Genomic DNA, 15,444 nt, shown 5'->3' on the forward strand with positions numbered 1-15,444 from the left:
GGCTACCTCATCTGCGGCGCGCAATTGATCACAGGGCCACCCCGTCGCCAAATGCGCAGGCTGCATGGCACGCGCGCGTCACGCCGGGACCGGCGCGGTGTTGACCGCGTGGCAGGCGACGCCCTCGATCAGTTCCGGGGCTTCCTTGCGGCAGAGATCGAATGCCAGCGGGCAGCGTGGATTGAAGGCGCAGCCGGGGGGCGGATTGATCGGGTTCGGGATCTCGCCCTTCACCGGAATGCGCTGGCGGCCGCTCATGGCGAGATCCGGCACGGCGCCCAGCAGCATCTTGGTGTAAGGCATGCGCGGCCGGGCGAACAGCTCGCGTCCCTCGGCGATCTCGACGATGCGGCCGAGATACATCACGCCGACCCGGCTCGCCATGTGGCGGACCACGGCGAGGTTGTGGCTGATGAACATGTAGGTCAGGCCGAACTTGTCCTGGAGGTCGCGCATCAAGTTCAGGATCTGGGCCTGCACGGAGACGTCGAGCGCCGAGGTCGGCTCGTCGCAGACGATGAACTCGGCATCCGAGGCGAGCGCCCTGGCGATCGCGATGCGCTGGCGCTGGCCGCCGGAGAATTCGTGCGGAAACTTCAGCCGGTCGTCGGGATGCAGGCCGACGAGGCTGAGCAGCTCGCCGACGCGCCCCTGGATGTCGCGCTCGCCCTGGATCAGGTCGAAGGCACGGATCGGCTCCGAGATGATGGCGTCGACCCGGAAGCGGGGATTCAGGCTCGCATAGGGATCCTGAAAGATCATCTGGATGCGGCGGCGCAGCTTTCGCCGCGCCTGGGCCTGCCGCGGATCGGTCATCGAGACGCCGTCGATCAGCACGTCACCGGAGCTCGGCGGCAACAGGCCGACGACCATCCGCGCCACCGTGGTCTTGCCCGAGCCGGATTCACCGACCAGCGCAAAGGTCTCGCCCTTCCTGATGTCGAAGGTGACGCCGTCGACGGCCTTGAGATATTCGAGATGCCCGCCTTCGAGCACGCGATTGAGCCAGGGTTTCGAGACGTCGAAGACGCGGCGCAGATTTGTGGCCTGGACGAAGGGCGCGCTCATGCCGCGCTCTCCGCCGGCACGTTGTCATAGAGGTGGCAGGCGACCGATTGCGCGCCGCGCGGCAACGGCTCCGGCCGCTCCACCCGGCAGCGATCGAAGGCGAAGGCGCAGCGCGGGTTGAACGAGCAGCCGGGTGGGATCGCCGACAGCCGCGGCATCGAGCCGGGGATCTGCACCAGGCGCTTGTCGTCGCCGGCAAGCGTGGGGATCGCGCCCATCAGGCCCTTGGCGTAGGGGTGCAGCGGATTCCTCACGACGTCCTGCACCGGGCCGATCTCGGCGATGCGGCCGGCATACATCACTGCGACGCGGTCGGAGGCTTCCGCGATCACGCCCATGTCGTGCGTCACCAGCATCACGGCGGTGCCGTGGTCCCGGCCGAGCCGCTTGATCAGCGAGATGATCTGCGCCTGCACGGAGACGTCGAGCGCCGTGGTCGGCTCGTCCGCGATGATCAGCTCCGGCTCGGCGCAGATCGCCAGTGCAATCACCACGCGCTGGCGCATGCCACCGGAGAATTCATGGGGATAGCCGTCGATGCGTTTCTCCGGCGCCGGGATGCCGACTTCGGCGAGCAGGTCGATGGCGCGGCGGCGCGCGGCCGTCTCGGACAGATTGAGATGGGTCCGGATCGTCTCCACGATCTGGTCGCCGACCTTGTACAGCGGATTGAGCGAGGTGAGGGGATCCTGGAAGATCATGCCGATCCGCTTGCCGCGGACGCGGCGCATCTCTTCCGGCGGCAGATTGTCGACGCGCAGGCCCGCGAGATGAATCTCGCCGCCGGCGATGCGGCCGGGCGGATCGATCAGGCCGATCACCGCGAGCCCCGTGACGGACTTGCCGGCGCCGGATTCGCCGACCACGCCCAGCACCTCCCCCTTGGCGATGTCGAAGGAGACGCCGTCGATCGCGCGCAGCGTGCCACGGCGGGCGGCGAACTCGACCTGAAGATTGCGCACGGAGAGAACGGGTTCGGTCATGGGCGGCGCTTGCTCATCGAAGTTTTGGATTGAGCGCATCGCGCAGCCAGTCGCCGAGCAGGTTGATCGACAGGATCAGTGCGGCGAGCGCAAGCCCGGGGAAGGCGACGATCCACCATTCGCCCGCGAACAGATAATTGTTGCCGATGCGGATCAGCGTGCCGAGCGACGGCATAGTGTCGGGCAGGCCGACGCCGAGGAAGGACAGCGTCGCTTCCGTGATGATCGCCAGCGCGAGGTTGATGGTGGCGATGACCAGGATCGGGCCCATCGTGTTCGGCAGCACGTGGCGGAACATGATCTTCGGTGCGGGCAGGCCGATCAGCTGCGCGGCGGCCACGTAGTCCTTGTTCTTCTCGACCATCACGGAGCTGCGCACCGTGCGGGCATACCCGACCCAGAAGCTCAGGCCGATCGAGACCACGAGCACCACCAGCATGCTGGTGGCGTCCAGCCGGTTGCCGAGGATCGATTTCGCGATGCCGTTGACCAGCAGTGCGATCAGGATGGCTGGGAAGGTGAGCTGCACATCGGCGACCCGCATGATCACGCCATCGACCGCGCCGCCGAAATAGCCGGCGATGAGGCCAAGTGCGATGCCGAGCGCGCCGGCGAAGATCACGCCGGCAACGCCGACGGCGAGCGAGATGCGCAAGCCGTAGAGGATGGCGGAGAACACGTCGCGGCCCTGCTCGTCGGTGCCGAGCAGGAACGGGCTCTGGCCGTCGGCGGTCCAGATCGGCGAGATCCGCGAGTTCAGCAACTGGAGCTGCGCCGGATCGAACGGGTTCTGGACCGCGAGCCAGGATGCAAAGATCGCGAGCAGGAAGAACAGCACGGTGATGGCCGCCGCCACCATGGTCAGCTTGGAGCGGCGGAACGAATAGAAGACGTCGCTATCGAGCGCACGACTGAGCCAGCTGCGGGCATGCGCCGACGGCGCGCTCTGCTTGCCGGAATTGGAGACGACTGCGTCGGACATGCAGGCTGCCTTAAGTGGCGCGGCCGACAGTCGCGCGCAGGCGCGGATCGACCACGGTGTAGAGGATGTCGACCACCAGATTGATGGTCACGAAGATCAGCGAGACCATCAGCAGGTAGGCGGCCATGATCGGGATATCGACGTTTTGCACGGCTTGCACGAACAGAATCCCCATGCCCGGCCACTGGAACACGGTTTCGGTGATGATCGAAAATGCAATAACCGAGCCAAACTGTAGTCCGGCCACCGTGATGACGGGGATGAGTGTGTTCTTCAGCGCGTGGCCGAAATGGATCGCACGGGTGGTCAGCCCCCGGGCGCGGGCGAAGCGGATATAGTCGGTGCGCATCACTTCCAGCATCTCGGCGCGGACCAGCCGCATGATCAGGGTCATCTGGAACAGGCCGAGCGTGATCGAGGGCATGATCAAGGCTTTCAGCCCCGATAGCGTAAGAAGGCCTGTCGTCCACCAGCCGAGCTTGACCACCTCGCCCCGGCCGAACGAAGGCAGCCAGCCCAAAGTCACCGCGAACAAATAGATCAGGAGGATGCCGATCAGGAAAGTCGGCAGCGAGATGCCGATCAGCGAGACCGCCTGGAATAATTTGGCGAGCAGGGTGTCGCGCCTGAGCGCCGAATAGACGCCCATCAGGATGCCGAGGACCATTGCAAACACGGTCGCGGAGATCGCGAGTTCGAGCGTCGCGGGCATCCGCTCCATCAACAGTGCCGAGACCGGTTGGCGGAACTGATAGGACACGCCAAACTTGAATTGCGCGGCATTGCCGAAATAGCGCACGAACTGCACCGGGACGGGATCGTCGAGGCCGAGCGATTTTCGCACGGCTTCGCGTTCGGCTGCGGGCGTGTCAATCGAGACGATCTGGTTGACGGGGTCGCCAGCGAAACGGAACATCGAGAACGCGATGATGCCGACGGCGAACATGACGCCGATAGCCTGAAGGGCGCGGCGAAGAGTGAAAGCGAGCATGCCTTCCACTATCCTTGGGTGTGCGTCTGGTCGACGTCGTTGTCAGCCGGAAAAGGAAAGGTCCCGGAAGCCTGACGCTGCCGGGACCTCGTGTTGAACAGGCGCTATTCCTTCTTGGTCGCCCAGTGGAACATGACCAGATTGTCGGCGCGCTGCGGAAGGTTCACCTTCTTCGATACGCCCCAGGCCAGCGCCTGCTGATGCAACGGGATGTAGGCCCAGTCTTTCATGCTGATCTCGTAGGCCTGCTTGATCATCTGATTGCGCTTGTTGGTGTCGGTTTCGACCAGCACCTTGTCGGTGAGAGCGTCGAACTCCTTGTTGCAATAGCCGCCGAGGTTGGCTTCGCCACGGGAGGATTTCGCATTGTCGCGGCAGCCCATGATGTCATTCATCACGTTGTGGGAATCCATCGTGCTCGGCGTCCAGCCCAGCATGAAGAACGAGGTCTGGTAGCCACCCTGCTTCAGCACCTTGGCGAAGTACTGCGCCTTGGGCTGCGCCAGCAGATTGATCTTGACGCCGATGCGGGCCAGCATGCCGACCACGGCCTGGCAGATCGCGGCGTCATTGACGTAGCGATCGTTCGGGCAGTCCATGGTTACCTCGAAGCCGTCGGGATAGCCGGCTTCGGTCAGGAGCTTCTTGGCGCCGTCAGGATCGAATTTGGGCCGTGTAAACTCCTTGGACAGTGCGAACAGCTCGGGAGCGATCATCAGTGCCGACGGCGTCGACAGACCGCGCATGACGCGCGTCTTGATCAACTCGATATCGATCGCCTTGTAGAAGGCCTCGCGGACCTTGACGTCCTTGAAAGGATTCTTGCCCTTGATGTTGGAGTAGAGCAGCTCGTCGCGAACCGTGTCGAAGCCAATGAAGATGGTGCGCAGCTCCGGCGCCTTCAGCACCTGGGCATTCGGGCTCGAATCGACGCGTGAGATGTCCTGGATCGGCACCGGCTCGATGACGTCGACCTCGCCCGAGAGCAGCGCGGCGACACGGGTCGCATCGGACGCGATCGGGGTGAAGACGATTTCCTTCAAATTGCCTTCCATCTTGCCCCAGTAATTGGGATTGGCCTTGAACACCGTCTTCACGCCGGGTTGATGGCTCTCGATGATGAAGGGACCGGTACCGTTCTCGTGCAGCGAGGCGTAGCTCGGCGATGTCGCGGACACCGGCGTCGGCTCGACGGCCTTGTTCTCCTCCGCCCATTTCTTGTCCATGATGTACCAGACGTCCCACGCCGAATGCAGGATCGGGTTGGGCGAGGGCAGGACGAAATCGACCGTGTAGTCGTCGACCTTGACGACCTTGACGTCCGGCGCGAGACGGGTCTGCATGTTGGAGTTTTTGTTGCGGACACGGTCGGCGGAAAACACGACGTCGTCGGCGGTGAAGGGATCGCCGTTGTGGAATTTCACGCCTTTGCGCAAATGGAAGCGCCAGCGGGTCGGCTCAGGCGTCTCCCAGCTCTCCGCCAGCGCCGGAATGATCTTGAGGTCCTTGTCGCGCGCGGTGAGGCCTTGATAGACGTGGCCGAGATGGGCGTGGGTGGTGGACTCGTTCAGCGAGTAGGGATCGAGCGACTTCAGATCACCCTGGTTGGCATAGCGCAGCGTCTGGCTCGACGCGGGCGAAACTGTAACCGCAAGCATACCGGCGAGCGTCGCCGCAAACAGACTTCGACCGACTGACATTCTTGACCCTCTCCACTCTGCCGCGCCGTGATTTTTGATTGTTCGGCGGGCGATCCAATCCATGTTGCCCAGAGTTCTCGACCCGTGCAAGCGCCATTCCAGCAAGGAACGCGCCAAGTTGCGCCGCTATGCAGCAATGCTGACCGGCAATCTTGGGGGCAGGGGTTCGCGGGCGATATTCGACTTTCGATCGGTGAAGTCCCCGGCCGCAGGGTGCCCCGCCGGGCGCCCGGGACGCGGGCTCACGGCGGGCGTGATTTCATTGACCATATCCGCCGATCGCGGAAGCAAGGCCGGCCACCCGCCTCAGGTCGCTTGCGTTGCACACCATCTCGCGGCGATACTGCGACAGGCCGCTCGAATCTCATCCGGAGGGGACATGAAAGTTAATATCGAAATCGACTGCACCCCCCTCGAGGCCCGCCAGTTCTTCGGTCTGCCGGACGTGATGCCGATGCAGACCGCTGTCATGGACAAGCTGCAGCAGCAGATGATGTCCAACATCGACAAGGTCTCGCCGGAATCGCTGATCCAGAGCTGGTTCACCTTCGATCCGAAGATCGCCGAGCGGTTTCAGGACATGTTCGTCACCATGGCCGGCCTCGGCGGCTCTCGCAGCAGCGACAAGAAAAAGTAATGTCGCCCGGGCCGGACGGGCGGCAGGCGCCGGACCGGCTTCGTCCGCCGAGCCTCGGCCTGTTGCTTGCCGAAGCTCGGGGCCTGTTCGAGTTCAATGCGAGTCTGCTGCTGTCGCCGCTGCTGATGCGTGCGCCCAGGGGCGACGGCCATCCGGTGCTGACGCTGCCGGGCTTTCTCGCCAGCGATCTCTCGATGGCGCCGATGCGGCGCTATCTCAGCGAGCTTGGCTACGAGGCACATGCCTGGCGGATGGGCCGCAATCTCGGCGGTCTCGGGCGGATGCGGGAGGCCCTGCGCGCGCGCCTTGCCGAAATCCATGCCGCCACAGGGCGCAAGGTCAGCCTCGTCGGCTGGAGTCTCGGCGGCGTCTATGCCCGCGATCTTGCGCTCCAGGCGCCCGAGATGGTCCGCTACGTCGTCACGCTCGGCAGCCCGTTTGCCAACGACGTGCGGGCGACCAACGCCACAAGGCTCTACGAGGCGCTGTCCGGCGAGCGCGTCGAGGATTTTGCCGAACTGCGCGAGGCGATCGCCGGCGATCTTCCCGTGCCGGCGACGTCGATCTATTCACGCGCCGACGGTGTCGTTAACTGGCGAACCTGTTTGTTGCGTCCCTCGGACCGGGCCGAGAATATCGAGGTGCACATGGCCAGCCATATCGGGCTCGGCGTGAACCCCGCGGCGCTGTGGGCCGTGGCGGATCGCCTGGCGCAACCGGAGGGGGAATTCTGGCCATTTGACCGGGCCGGGCCGTTTGCCATTGCATATGCCCCGCCGGAACAGGCAGTATCGGCCTGACGAGAAGCGCCGCAAAGGCGCCCGTCGAAACTAGCGGAGGGAACCATGGCTGACGGTAAGAAGCTGTCGTCGCTGGACGCATCGTTTTTGTATCTGGAAACGCCGGAGATGCCGATGCATGTCGGCAGCATGGCGATCTTTCGCCTGCCTGACGACTACAAGGGCGACTTCTTCGAAGACTTCAAGGCGATGATCGTCTCGCGCCTGCACATCGCGCCGATCCTGAAGGCGCGGCTGGAGAAGGCACCGCTCGATATCGATCATCCCTCCTGGGTCGAGGACGACCAGTTCGACATCGACCGCCACATTTTTCGCGCCAGCCTGCCGCAGCCGCGCGACCGCGCCACGCTCGAGCGCATCGTCGGCTGGATGCACGCCAAGCTCCTGAACCGCGCCCGCCCGCTCTGGGAGTTCTATGTGTTCGAGGGCATGAAGGACAACGAGGTCGGGCTCTATTCCAAGATGCACCATGCCGCGATCGACGGCGGTGCAGGCGCTGCCCTGACCAACATGATCTACGACATCTCGCCGATCCCGCGGCAGGTCGACCCGCCGGCGGCGGGAGCCAGGCCCGGACAGGAGCCGCGCGACATCGCCGCGAACCTGCTCGATTCCTATCAGCAGCTTTTCACCCAACCGCTCGACGCGTCGGCCGCGGCGAAGAATCTGCAATTGCCGCGTACGGGAAAAAGCGACATCGGCTCGATCCTGTTCGACAACGCGATGTACCAGATCGAGAGCGCGGTGCGCTTCGCCGGCAACATCCCGACCATGGTCAAGAGCGTCTCCGAGGTGCTCGGCAAGGTCTCCGATCCGAAATCGCGCGAGAGCCTCGCCAGCATGGTGTCGCCGCCGACCATGCTGAACAAGACCATCTCGTCGGAGCGGAGCTTCGCCGGGGTCTCGATCTCGCTGTCGCGATCCAAGGCGCTGGCGAAGCTCGCCGGCGGCAAGCTCAACGATGTGGTGCTGGCGCTCGCCTCCGGCGTGGTCCGGCGCTATCTCCAGCAATATGGCACGCTGCCGGCGAAATCGCTGACCGCCGCCGTGCCGATCTCGCTGCGCGAGGAGGGCAACACCGAGGCCAACAACCAGGTGTTCGGCATGATCTGCTCGATCGCGACCAATATCGACGATCCCAAGGCCCGGCTCGAGGCGATCATCGCGCAGTCGACCAAGTCCAAGGAGATGTCGCATCCGCTGCGGGCCCTGATGCCGCAGATTTCCAACATCTCGATGCTGGGTGCGCCGATGATGGTGCAGGTTCTGGCGCTGCTCTACAGCCGCTCGAATCTGTCGGACGTGCTGCCGCCGGCGGCCAACATCACGGTGTCCAACGTGCCGGGGCCGCGGCAGACGCTCTATGCCGCCGGCGCCGAGCTGCTGCACATCTTCCCGGTGTCGATCTCGACGCACGGGCAGGCGCTCAACATCACCGTGCAGAGCTATCGCGACCAGCTCGATTTCGGCTTCATCGTCGGCGCCAACATCATTCCGCATGTGCAGGTGATGTGCGACATGCTGCCGGAGGAGTTTGCCGCGCTGGAGGCTGCCTACGCGCCGCCCGCGGCCGACATCAAGGGCGCCGCCGAATAGGAATTTGACCATGATTGAAATGCCGCCGCTGAAGTTCGTGCAGACGAACGGAATTCGCATGGGCTATTACGACGCTGGCCCGGTCACCGACAAGCCGCCGATGGTACTGTGCCATGGCTGGCCCGAACTCGCCTTCTCCTGGCGTCACCAGATCAAGGCGCTGAGCGAAGCCGGCATCCGCGTGATTGCGCCGGACCAGCGCGGCTACGGCGCGACCGACCGGCCCGAGCAGGTCGAGGCCTACGACATCGAACATCTGACGGGCGACCTGGTCGGGCTCCTCGATCATCTCCAGATCGACAAGGCCATCTTCGTCGGTCACGACTGGGGCGGCTTCATCGTCTGGCAGATGCCGCTGCGACACATCGACCGGGTTGCGGGAGTGGTCGGCATCAACACGCCTCATACCAACCGCGCCTGGGCTGATCCGATCGAGCTCCTGCGCGCGCGCTTCGGCGACAAGATGTACATCGTGCAGTTCCAGGATCCGGCGCGTGAACCCGACAGGATCTTTGGCAGTCGCGTCGAGCAGACATTCGATGCGTTCATGCGCAAGCCGGCGCCGCGCCCGCCCGACGCGCCGGCAGAGGAAGTGGTCGCAGGCGTCGGCGCTTCGCCGCGGGTCAATCTGGCGTTTCCGCAAATGATTGCCGCCTATGACGCGAAGCACGATCCGCGTACGCCGATCCTGTCGCCGGAAGAGAAGAAGGTGTTCGTCGACAATTTCACCCGGACCGGCTTCACCGGCGGCATCAACTGGTACCGCAACATGTCGCGTAACTGGACGCGCGCCGAAGGACTCGATCATACGGTACGTGTGCCGTCGCTGATGATCATGGCCGAGAACGACGCAGTGTTGCCGCCATCTTCCGCCGATGGCATGGACAAGCTGATTCCCGATCTCGAAAAATATCTGGTCAAGGACAGCGGCCATTGGACGCAGCAGGAGAAGCCGGAGGAGGTCAGCGCCAAGCTGATCGAATGGCGTAGAAGGCGGTTCGGCTAGCTCGCAACGACGGCGTTGAATACCGAGGCAGGGGAAGCACATTTAATGTCATCGAAGAACCGTCTGGATCCGATCCCGCATCCGCCGACCAAACCTGTCGTTGGCAACATGCTGTCGCTGGATTCCGCTGCGCCCGTGCAGCATTTGACGCGGCTTGCCAAGGAGCTGGGGCCGATCTTCTGGCTCGACATGATGGGCTCGCCGATCGTCGTCGTCTCCGGCCACGATCTCGTCGACGAGCTCTCCGACGAGAAACGGTTCGACAAGACGGTGCGAGGCGCGCTGCGGCGCGTGCGCGCGGTCGGCGGCGACGGCCTGTTCACGGCCGACACCAGGGAGCCGAACTGGAGCAAGGCGCACAACATCCTGCTCCAGCCCTTCGGCAACCGCGCCATGCAGTCGTATCACCCGAGCATGGTCGACATCGCCGAGCAGCTCGTTCAAAAATGGGAGCGGCTCAACGCCGACGACGAGATCGACGTCGTCCACGACATGACGGCGCTGACGCTTGATACGATCGGCCTGTGCGGCTTCGACTACCGCTTCAATTCGTTCTACCGCCGCGACTACCATCCCTTCGTCGAGTCGCTGGTGCGCTCGCTCGAAACCATCATGATGACGCGCGGCCTGCCGTTCGAGCAGCTCTGGATGCAGAAGCGGCGCAAGACCTTGGCCGAAGACGTCGACTTCATGAACAAGATGGTTGACGAGATCATCGCCGAGCGCCGCAAGAACGCGGATGCAATCGACGACAAGAAGGACATGCTCGCGGCGATGATGACCGGGGTCGACCGTTCGACCGGCGAGCAGCTCGACGACGTCAACATCCGCTACCAGATCAACACCTTCCTGATCGCGGGCCACGAGACCACCAGCGGCCTGTTGTCCTACACGCTCTACGCGTTGCTCAAGCACCCGGACATTCTCAAGAAGGCCTATGACGAGGTCGACCGTGTCTTCGGCCCTGATGTCAATGCGAAGCCAACCTATCAGCAGGTGACGCAGCTCACCTACATCACGCAGATCCTGAAGGAGGCGCTGCGGCTGTGGCCGCCGGCGCCGGCCTATGGCATCTCGCCGCTCAACGACGAGACCATCGGCGGCGGCAAGTACAAGCTCCGCAAGGGCACGTTCACCACGATCCTGGTGACGGCGCTGCATCGCGATCCCTCGGTCTGGGGTCCAAATCCCGATGCCTTTGACCCCGAGAATTTCAGCCGTGAGGCCGAGGCGAAGCGGCCGGTCAATGCCTGGAAGCCGTTCGGCAACGGCCAGCGCGCCTGTATCGGCCGGGGCTTTGCCATGCACGAGGCGGCGCTTGCGCTCGGCATGATCCTGCAGCGCTTCAAGCTGATCGACCACCAGCGCTATCAGATGCACCTGAAGGAAACGCTGACGATGAAGCCGGAAGGCTTCAAGATCAAATTGCGCCCGCGCGCCGATCGCGAGCGCGGCGCCTATGGCGGGCCTGTCGCTGCGGCGGCTTCAGCGCCGAAAGCGCCGCGCCAGCCGACGACACGGCTCGGCCATAACACGCCGATGCTGGTGCTTTACGGCTCCAATCTCGGCACCGCCGAGGAGCTCGCCACCCGCATGGCCGACCTTGCCGAGATCAACGGCTTTGCCGTGCATCTCGGGCCGCTCGACGACTACGTCGGCAAGCTGCCGCACGAAGGCGGCGTCTTGATCATCTGCGCGTCCTATAACGGCGCGCCGCCCGACAACGCGACGCAGTTCGTCAAATGGCTCGGCGAGGACCTGCCGAAGGATGCCTTCGCCAATGTCCGCTACGCCGTGTTCGGCTGCGGCAACAGCGACTGGGCTGCGACCTACCAATCGGTGCCGCGCTTCATCGACGAGCAATTGTCGAAGCATGGTGCGCGGGCGGTCTATCCGCGCGGCGAGGGCGATGCGCGCAGCGATCTCGACGGCCAGTTCCAGAAATGGTTCCCCGCCGCCGCCCAGGTCGCGACCAAGGAATTCGGCATCGACTGGAATTTCACCCGCACCGCGGAGGACGATCCGCTCTACGCGATCGAGCCGGTGGCCGTGACCGCCGTCAACACCATCGTGGCCCAGGGCGGTGCGGTCGCGATGAAGGTGCTGGTCAATGACGAGCTCCAGAACAAGGCTGGGACCAATCCGTCGGAGCGCTCGACGCGCCACATCGAGGTGCAGCTGCCGTCCAACATCAGCTATCGCGTCGGCGACCATCTGAGCGTCGTCCCGCGCAACGATCCGACGCTGGTGGATTCCGTCGCCCGCCGCTTCGGCTTCCTGCCGGCCGACCAGATCAGGCTCCAGGTCGCTGAGGGACGCCGCGCGCAATTGCCGGTCGGCGATGCCGTGTCGGTCGGCCGCCTGCTCAGCGAGTTCGTCGAGCTGCAGCAGGTGGCGACGCGGAAGCAGATCCAGATCATGGCGGAGCACACCCGCTGCCCGGTCACCAAGCCGAAGCTGCTGGCTTTCGTCGGCGAGGAGCCTGAGCCGCTCGAGCGTTACCGGGCCGAAATTCTGGCCAGGCGCAAATCGGTGTTCGACCTGCTGCTCGAATATCCGGCCTGCGAATTGCCGTTCCACGTCTATCTCGAAATGCTGTCGCTGCTGGCGCCGCGCTATTACTCGATCTCGTCCTCGCCGTCGGTCGACCCTGCGCGTTGCAGCGTCACGGTCGGCGTGGTCGAGGGGCCGGCAGCCTCAGGGCGCGGCACCTACAAGGGCATCTGCTCGAACTACCTCGCCAACCGGCGCACGGGCGATGCGATCTACGCCACCGTGCGCGAGACCAAGGCCGGCTTCCGGCTGCCTGACGATTCATCCGTGCCGATCATCATGATCGGTCCCGGCACGGGACTGGCGCCGTTCCGCGGCTTCCTCCAGGAACGCGCCGCGCGCAAGGCCAAGGGGGCTGCGCTCGGTCCCGCCACGCTGTTCTTCGGCTGCCGCCATCCCGACCAGGATTTCCTCTATGCGGATGAGCTGAAGGCGCTGGCGACGAGCGGCGTCACCGAGCTTTTCACGGCGTTCTCGCGCGCGGACGGGCCGAAGACTTATGTGCAGCACGTGCTCGCCGCGCAGAAGGACAAGGTCTGGCCGCTGATCGAGCAGGGCGCGATCATCTATGTCTGCGGCGACGGCGGCAAGATGGAGCCCGACGTGAAGGCGGCGCTCGTCGCGATCCATCGCGAGAAGACCGGCAGCGATGCCGCTGCAGCTGCGCGCTGGATCGAGGAGATGGGCGCGAAGAACCGGTACGTGCTCGACGTCTGGGCGGGTGGGTGACCGCCGGCCGGATCATGCTAAACCTCCGGCATGATTCCCTGGGAAAAGATCGACACCGCCAAAATCCCCGGCTCCGACGAAGAGCTCCGCCTGATGCGGCGGGGCAAGGAGTTTTCCATCAAGCTCGGCACCAACGAGTTGATGAACAACCGCCTGTCGGGCTCCGAGGCCGCGCTCGCGACGCTCGCGGCGAAGCAGATCGAGAAGGTCGCAAAGCCCGTCGTGCTCATCGGCGGCCTCGGCATGGGCTTTACCTTGCGCGCTGCACTCGCCGTGCTTGGAAGCAAGGCGAAAATCGTGGTCGCCGAGTTGGTGCCGGCGGTGGTCGCCTGGGCACGGGGGCCCATGGCGGAGGTCTTCGGCGATAGTCTCGATGATGTCAGGGTGAGCATCCGCGAGACCGACGTCGGCGAAATCATCCGGGCGAAGAGCTCAGCCTACGACGCCATTCTCCTCGATGTCGATAACGGGCCGGAGGGGCTGACCCGGAAGGGCAATGATGCGCTCTACAGTGCGAGCGGATTGCAGGCGGCGAAGATGGCGCTGCGGCCGGGCGGCGTGCTCGCCGTCTGGTCCTCGGGACCCAACCCCGCATTCACCAAACGTCTTGGCCGTGCCGGTTTCGACGTCAATGAAGTCAACGTCCGCGCCACCGGAAGGGGCGGCGGCGCGCGCCACGTGATCTGGATGGCGAAGAAGCAGTAGGGTGGACAAGGCGCAGCGTGCCCACCACTTCCGGTGTCCTTGGATGATGGGCACGGCGCGCGAAGAGCGCGCCTTTGCCCACCCTACGCGTCAGAACATCGTGTTGCTGTTGGCCGGGTTTTCAGGGACCTCCTGAACGACGTCCCAATGTTCGACAATCTTGCCGTTCTCCAGCTTGAAGATGTCCACGATTGCGCGGCCCCTGGTGCCGGGCTCGCGAATGGAATGGACGTGCAGGATGACGAAGTCGCCATCGACGAATGAGCGCTTGATCTCGCTGTGGGAGTTCGGAAATTTTTCACGGAGGAAGCCGATGAATTTGCGAAAGCCCTCCGGACCGTCGGCCGCATTTGGATTGTGCTGGACGTAGCGGTTGCCGACATAGGCGAGGGCGGCGTCCGCGTCTTTCTGATTGAGGCCCTTCTCGTAGAAGGCAAGCACGGCGGTACGGTTGGCTTCTTCCTGAGTGCTGCCGGCCAAAGCGGCGCCGTTGCCGAGGGAGAGCATGAGAATGGAAGCGGCGACCATCGCGGCCGACCGGATGATGAGATGCATGTGAGCTCCGAGAGGCCGCAGCCCCTGTCTTGCGATTGAGGGAGGCCTGTATAGCTTTCGCGCCGTCTCGCGTTAAGAGAGTAACCGCAAGCTCACATGGTCACCGTGAGGAGACCGGCGTCGGTCTACGCCGCCTGTGCCGCTGCGCCACGCGCATGCTTGTCGATGGCGCGGATGATCTCTGCCCAGAACCGCATCGGCAGCGCGTGGCCCATGCCCTCGATCATCAACAGCTTTGCGCCCGGAATGGACTCCGCGGTGTCCTTGCCGCCCTCCGGCCGCACCAGGGGATCGACCGTGCCGTGGATCACCAGCGTCGGCGTCTTCACACCATGCAGCCGCTCCTTGCGGCTGCCGGAGGCGAGCACGGCGCGGAGCTGCCGGCCGACGCCGGCCGGATTGAGTCCGCGCGCGAATACCCGCTCGGCACGATCAGGATCGAGTGCTTCCTCTTCCGGAAAATGCCCGGCGCGCAACACCTTCCAGGTCTGGCCGTAGCGGACGATGAATTCCTCCTTGCTCTGCGGCGGTGGCGCCATCAGCATCGCGGCGGCCTCGCGGGTCGGCGGCGGCACGCGCGGATTGCCCGTGGTCGACATGATCGAGGTCAGCGAGCGCACACGCTCGGGAAATGACAGCGTCACCTCCTGCGCGATCATGCCGCCCATGGACGCCCCGACCAAATGCGCCGACTTGATGCCGAGCGCATCCATCAGGCCGACCGTGTCCTTTGCCATGTCGATCAGCTTGTAGGTGGCCGCAACGGGAATCCTGAGGAAGCGCAGCTTCAGCAGCTCGAGCGGCGTCAGCCGTTTGCCGCCCGTCAGATGGCTCGACTTGCCGATGTCGCGATTGTCGAAGCGGATCACGCGAAAGCCGTGCACGGCAAGCTGCTCGCAGAACGCATCGTCCCAGTGGATCATCTGCGCCCCGAGCCCCATGATCAGCAGCAGCGGCTCGGCATTGTCGTTGCCGAAGATCTCGTAGCAGATGTCGATGCCGTTGGCGCGGACGGTCTTGGGCGGCTGATGGGCGGTCACGGGCGCGTTCCCTCACTGCTGGTTAATGCTGTATCGCACGGTTTCACGCTGCAAAGAAGCCGTGTGCGCCGCACCGGGCGACCTGCCGGTTGACCGGCA

General features: G+C 64.4%; 13 protein-coding genes. 6 read left to right on the forward strand and 7 right to left on the reverse strand.

The window, feature by feature from the left end:
- Positions 1–78 precede the first annotated feature (78 nt).
- The 5 genes from I3J27_RS10695 to I3J27_RS10715 all read right to left on the reverse strand — a co-directional run bounded on the left by I3J27_RS10695 (position 79) and on the right by I3J27_RS10715 (position 5,724).
- Complete coding sequence (locus tag I3J27_RS10695; protein ID WP_270168488.1) at positions 79–1,068, reverse strand: ABC transporter ATP-binding protein; 990 nt, start codon at positions 1,066–1,068, stop codon at positions 79–81.
- Positions 1,065–2,051: an ABC transporter ATP-binding protein gene (locus I3J27_RS10700; protein ID WP_270168491.1), complete on the reverse strand. Its 987-nt coding sequence runs from the start codon at positions 2,049–2,051 to the stop codon at positions 1,065–1,067. The genes I3J27_RS10695 and I3J27_RS10700 overlap by 4 nt, the downstream gene beginning before the upstream one ends.
- Positions 2,052–2,064: 13 nt before the next feature.
- Positions 2,065–3,033 carry an ABC transporter permease gene (locus tag I3J27_RS10705; RefSeq protein WP_270168493.1) on the reverse strand — a complete coding sequence of 323 codons (969 nt, stop codon included), beginning with the start codon at positions 3,031–3,033 and terminating at the stop codon, positions 2,065–2,067.
- Between the two features lie 10 nt (positions 3,034–3,043).
- Complete coding sequence (locus I3J27_RS10710; RefSeq protein WP_270168495.1) at positions 3,044–4,024, reverse strand: ABC transporter permease; 981 nt, start codon at positions 4,022–4,024, stop codon at positions 3,044–3,046.
- A gap of 104 nt (positions 4,025–4,128) precedes the next feature.
- Positions 4,129–5,724, reverse strand: a complete 1,596-nt coding sequence (locus I3J27_RS10715; protein ID WP_270168498.1) for an ABC transporter substrate-binding protein — start codon at positions 5,722–5,724, stop codon at positions 4,129–4,131.
- 379 nt (positions 5,725–6,103) lie between these two features.
- Between I3J27_RS10715 and I3J27_RS10720 the strand changes: the two genes are divergently transcribed.
- The 6 genes from I3J27_RS10720 to I3J27_RS10745 are packed head-to-tail and all read left to right on the forward strand — an operon-like array spanning position 6,104 to position 13,750.
- Positions 6,104–6,361 carry a DUF6489 family protein gene (locus tag I3J27_RS10720; RefSeq protein WP_212081149.1) on the forward strand — a complete coding sequence of 86 codons (258 nt, stop codon included), beginning with the start codon at positions 6,104–6,106 and terminating at the stop codon, positions 6,359–6,361.
- On the forward strand, positions 6,361–7,161 hold the full coding sequence (locus tag I3J27_RS10725) for an esterase/lipase family protein (RefSeq protein ID WP_270168501.1): 801 nt from the start codon (positions 6,361–6,363) through the stop codon (positions 7,159–7,161). Before I3J27_RS10720 ends, I3J27_RS10725 begins: the two co-directional genes overlap by 1 nt.
- Positions 7,162–7,206: 45 nt before the next feature.
- Positions 7,207–8,757 carry a WS/DGAT/MGAT family O-acyltransferase gene (locus I3J27_RS10730; RefSeq protein WP_270168503.1) on the forward strand — a complete coding sequence of 517 codons (1,551 nt, stop codon included), beginning with the start codon at positions 7,207–7,209 and terminating at the stop codon, positions 8,755–8,757.
- A 10-nt stretch (positions 8,758–8,767) separates the two neighbouring features.
- The gene (locus I3J27_RS10735; protein ID WP_270168505.1) at positions 8,768–9,763 is read left to right on the forward strand and encodes an alpha/beta fold hydrolase; all 996 of its coding nucleotides are present in this window, start codon (positions 8,768–8,770) and stop codon (positions 9,761–9,763) included.
- Between the two features lie 45 nt (positions 9,764–9,808).
- Positions 9,809–13,045, forward strand: coding sequence for a bifunctional cytochrome P450/NADPH--P450 reductase (locus tag I3J27_RS10740; RefSeq protein WP_270168507.1), 3,237 nt, complete (start codon positions 9,809–9,811; stop codon positions 13,043–13,045).
- Positions 13,046–13,075: 30 nt separating this feature from the next.
- Positions 13,076–13,750 carry a spermidine synthase gene (locus I3J27_RS10745; protein WP_270168510.1) on the forward strand — a complete coding sequence of 225 codons (675 nt, stop codon included), beginning with the start codon at positions 13,076–13,078 and terminating at the stop codon, positions 13,748–13,750.
- 90 nt (positions 13,751–13,840) lie between these two features.
- Here I3J27_RS10745 and I3J27_RS10750 read toward each other — a convergent pair whose 3' ends face one another.
- Entirely contained in the window at positions 13,841–14,305 is a 465-nt protein-coding gene (locus I3J27_RS10750) for a nuclear transport factor 2 family protein (protein WP_270168512.1), read from the reverse strand.
- Between the two features lie 125 nt (positions 14,306–14,430).
- The gene (locus I3J27_RS10755) at positions 14,431–15,345 is read right to left on the reverse strand and encodes an alpha/beta fold hydrolase (RefSeq protein WP_270168514.1); all 915 of its coding nucleotides are present in this window, start codon (positions 15,343–15,345) and stop codon (positions 14,431–14,433) included.
- Between the last annotated feature and the right edge of the window lie 99 nt (positions 15,346–15,444).

Source organism: Bradyrhizobium xenonodulans (genome assembly GCF_027594865.1).
Taxonomy (GTDB): Bacteria; Pseudomonadota; Alphaproteobacteria; order Rhizobiales; family Xanthobacteraceae; genus Bradyrhizobium; species Bradyrhizobium xenonodulans.

Bases quoted from the DNA above. Each gene is read 5' to 3' on its own strand.
- I3J27_RS10725 (WP_270168501.1), top strand. From the start codon at position 6,361: ATGTCGCCCGGGCCGGACGGGCGGCAGGCGCCGGACCGGCTTCGTCCG.
- I3J27_RS10750 (WP_270168512.1), bottom strand. From the start codon at position 14,305: ATGCATCTCATCATCCGGTCGGCCGCGATGGTCGCCGCTTCCATTCTC.
- I3J27_RS10730 (WP_270168503.1), top strand. From the start codon at position 7,207: ATGGCTGACGGTAAGAAGCTGTCGTCGCTGGACGCATCGTTTTTGTAT.
- I3J27_RS10745 (WP_270168510.1), top strand. From the start codon at position 13,076: ATGATTCCCTGGGAAAAGATCGACACCGCCAAAATCCCCGGCTCCGAC.
- I3J27_RS10700 (WP_270168491.1), bottom strand. From the start codon at position 2,051: ATGACCGAACCCGTTCTCTCCGTGCGCAATCTTCAGGTCGAGTTCGCC.
- I3J27_RS10695 (WP_270168488.1), bottom strand. From the start codon at position 1,068: ATGAGCGCGCCCTTCGTCCAGGCCACAAATCTGCGCCGCGTCTTCGAC.
- I3J27_RS10715 (WP_270168498.1), bottom strand. From the start codon at position 5,724: ATGTCAGTCGGTCGAAGTCTGTTTGCGGCGACGCTCGCCGGTATGCTT.
- I3J27_RS10735 (WP_270168505.1), top strand. From the start codon at position 8,768: ATGATTGAAATGCCGCCGCTGAAGTTCGTGCAGACGAACGGAATTCGC.
- I3J27_RS10720 (WP_212081149.1), top strand. From the start codon at position 6,104: ATGAAAGTTAATATCGAAATCGACTGCACCCCCCTCGAGGCCCGCCAG.
- I3J27_RS10710 (WP_270168495.1), bottom strand. From the start codon at position 4,024: ATGCTCGCTTTCACTCTTCGCCGCGCCCTTCAGGCTATCGGCGTCATG.
- I3J27_RS10705 (WP_270168493.1), bottom strand. From the start codon at position 3,033: ATGTCCGACGCAGTCGTCTCCAATTCCGGCAAGCAGAGCGCGCCGTCG.
- I3J27_RS10740 (WP_270168507.1), top strand. From the start codon at position 9,809: ATGTCATCGAAGAACCGTCTGGATCCGATCCCGCATCCGCCGACCAAA.